This window comes from Intestinibacter sp. (assembly GCF_051866655.1).
In the GTDB taxonomy this organism is placed as follows: domain Bacteria; phylum Bacillota; class Clostridia; order Peptostreptococcales; family Peptostreptococcaceae; genus Intestinibacter.
In genome coordinates, this window is the sequence record NZ_JBJDXL010000236.1 from 1 (window position 1) to 2799 (window position 2799).

The following is a 2799-nucleotide window of genomic DNA, read 5'->3' on the forward strand; positions in this document are numbered from 1 at the left end:
GCAAGTACCTTTGTTTGGATGTCTTTGCTCTCTTCATCTGCATATGCCTCTAAGTGAAGGTTTATAAGAACTAATTCCTTATCGCTATTTTGTATAGGAACTCTCTCGACTAGTAGACATCTTTTTAATTGGCAAACTCTAACTGGCCATTTGTAAGAGGTTTCTAGTGGTATACGAGTTGCAGATGTAGCGTTGTATTTATTTAGTGTTAAAATACCTCCATTTACTTTACCTATTGTAGGCATAGGATAAGGTATGTAATCGCACAAGAAGTTAGTAGCAAATGCCTCGCTGTCATCAGAGTAGATATCGCTGAAGGCTTTAACTTGATCTACATAGTAAGAACGCTTTGAATCCTTGTCTACCTCTTGTAGAAAAGTCACATCTGGATTTTCTCTATTTATTATGCTTTTGATGCCCTCTACATTGTCTAATATATTTTGCTTACTTTCGGTATTTACAGTTTTTCCGCCATCCATGAAGAAATCGTGATCTTTATCTAATGAGCAATATCCGACATTGAATGTAAGTAAGCTTATAGAGTCTCCTAGCTTTAAGGATTTTTCACCTTTGTCAGTTATTTTTATATCCTCGTTTTCTTTTGGATAGTATTCATTTATTGAAAGATATGCTACAAATCCGATTACAAATAATACTAAAACTAAAATCAACGATAAAACGATTTTCAATATTTTTTTCATACAAACTCTCCTTATTTAGAAATCTTAATTAAAGTATAGCATTATTTTTGGTTTTAATTTGCGATTATCCATAAAATATTATATAACTAAAATAAAAGGCTTAAAAGGGAGGCGCTTTGTATGAGAATAGGAACATCTAATAGCACTAAAATATTAGATAGTGCTTGTGTAAATGAATATAAAATACCATTAATAGTTTTGATGGAAAATGCTGTACTTTCAGCATTTAAGCATATGGATATAGAGGATAATCAAAAATACGTAATAGTAAGTGGCACTGGAAATAACGGTGGCGATGGCTTAGGACTAGCTAGACAGTTAGCTGCAAAGGATAAAGAAGTAGAAGTATTCATAGTTGGAAAATTAGAAAAGCTAAGTGACTGCTCTAAAATACACTATGATATTTTAAATGCTATGGAGATATCTACAACGGTCGTGACTGAAGAAAATATGGACGATTTAAAGGATTCTATAAGAAATTCTGATATAGTAGTCGATTGTATATTTGGGACAGGATTAGAGAGAGAAATAAAGGGAATTTTCTACGATGTTATAAAAATAATAAATGAAAACAAAAATAAAGTCTATTCAATAGATGTACCATCTGGGATAAATGCAACAACAGGAGATATTCTAGGTATCTGTGTAAATGCCGATAAGACTATTTCATTTGAATTTTATAAAAGGGGATTTTTAAAATACAGCACAAAGGAATTTATTGGAGAGGTTGTAGTTGAGCATATCGGTGTTCCAAGCTATATTTTAGATAAATACGACGATAAGGAATACATAACAAGCTTAGAATTAGTAAAAAATAATATAAAACAAAAAAATAAATTTGCCTTCAAGAGTGATTTTGGTAAAATAGCCCTATTTGCAGGAAGTAGAGGATTTACAGGTGCTGCATATATAGCTACAGAAGCAGCCGTAAAAGCAGGAAGTGGCTTGACTACTTTAATAACAGATCAGTATGTTCAAAACATAGCCAGTCAAAAGCTTTGCGAAGCTATGACCTTGGATATAGACAACACAGAAAAGGTAGAAAAGCTAATCAAAGGCTGCACAGCGATTGGATTTGGATGTGGAATGGGAAATAGCGAGGAAACATATAATAAATTAAAATATGTTTTAGAAAAATCTACATGCACAGTCGTATTAGACGCAGATGGATTAAATGTCCTAAAGGATAAGGTGGATTTATTTGAAAGCTATCCAAATCGCTTGATAATCACACCGCATTTGGGAGAAATGGCGAAGTTGACAGGATATTCTATATCACATATCAGGGATAATAGAGTAGATGTCGCAAAGGAATTTGCAAATAAATACAAAGCTATAGTTTTACTAAAAGGATACGAAACTGTAATAACTGATGGAGCTTATACTTATATAAATCCAACTGGAAATTCAGCTATGGCAAATGGAGGTATGGGAGATACACTTCTTGGAATGATTGCATCATTTGTAGGTCAAGGTATAGATCCACTAATGGCAACTGTTTGCGGTGCTTATATACATGGATATATAGGTGATGAATTAGCTGAAAATTTATACACAGTAAATGCTACAGATATTATTTCTGATATTCAAAGGACTATGAAGATCTTTTCAGAATAATATAAAAGTAAAATAATTGATATTACTTTGTAACCATATTCTATATAATATAATGCTACAATATAATTAAAGTAGCTTAATTTTAAAGCAAGATATTTTCAATTGATTAAAAGAGATGAGGGATGTGTATGAGCATTAGTATGAGTACATTTTGGCTTATCGTAGCCATTATATTCGGAGTTGGCGAATTAATGACAACTAGTCTTACTTTAATTTGGTTTAGTATTGGGGCTTTAATAGTCATGTTGATTAGTATATTTATAGAAAGTATTTTATGGCAGGTCGTAGTATTTGCAGTTATATCTATTACTCTTTTAGTTATAGCAACTAAGTATTTAGTGGATAGGGATAGAGAAGTAAAATACAATACTAATTTACAGGGGATAATTTCACAAAAGGCCATTGTAGTTGAAGATATAGAACCTTATGAATCAGGAGTTGTAAAGCTAAATGGTGAAGAATGGACAGCTATATCTAAGGA

Annotated in this window: 2 protein-coding genes and 1 pseudogene; 2 read left to right on the forward strand and 1 reads right to left on the reverse strand. The window is 31.9% G+C overall.

The window, feature by feature from the left end:
* Positions 1-701: pseudogene (locus ACI3VO_RS07045) on the reverse strand (endonuclease/exonuclease/phosphatase family protein); the annotation flags it as partial.
* A gap of 120 nt (positions 702-821) precedes the next feature.
* Here ACI3VO_RS07045 and ACI3VO_RS07050 point away from each other — a divergent pair.
* Positions 822-2318, forward strand: coding sequence for an NAD(P)H-hydrate dehydratase (locus ACI3VO_RS07050; RefSeq protein ID WP_439757228.1), 1497 nt, complete (start codon positions 822-824; stop codon positions 2316-2318).
* A 128-nt stretch (positions 2319-2446) separates the two neighbouring features.
* Positions 2447-2799, forward strand: a 353-nt coding sequence (locus ACI3VO_RS07055; protein WP_439757229.1) for an NfeD family protein, incomplete at its 3' end; no start/stop codon positions are given.

Coding starts and splice junctions, on each gene's coding strand:
- ACI3VO_RS07050 (WP_439757228.1), top strand. CDS start 822: ATGAGAATAGGAACATCTAATAGCACTAAAATATTAGATAGTGCTTGT.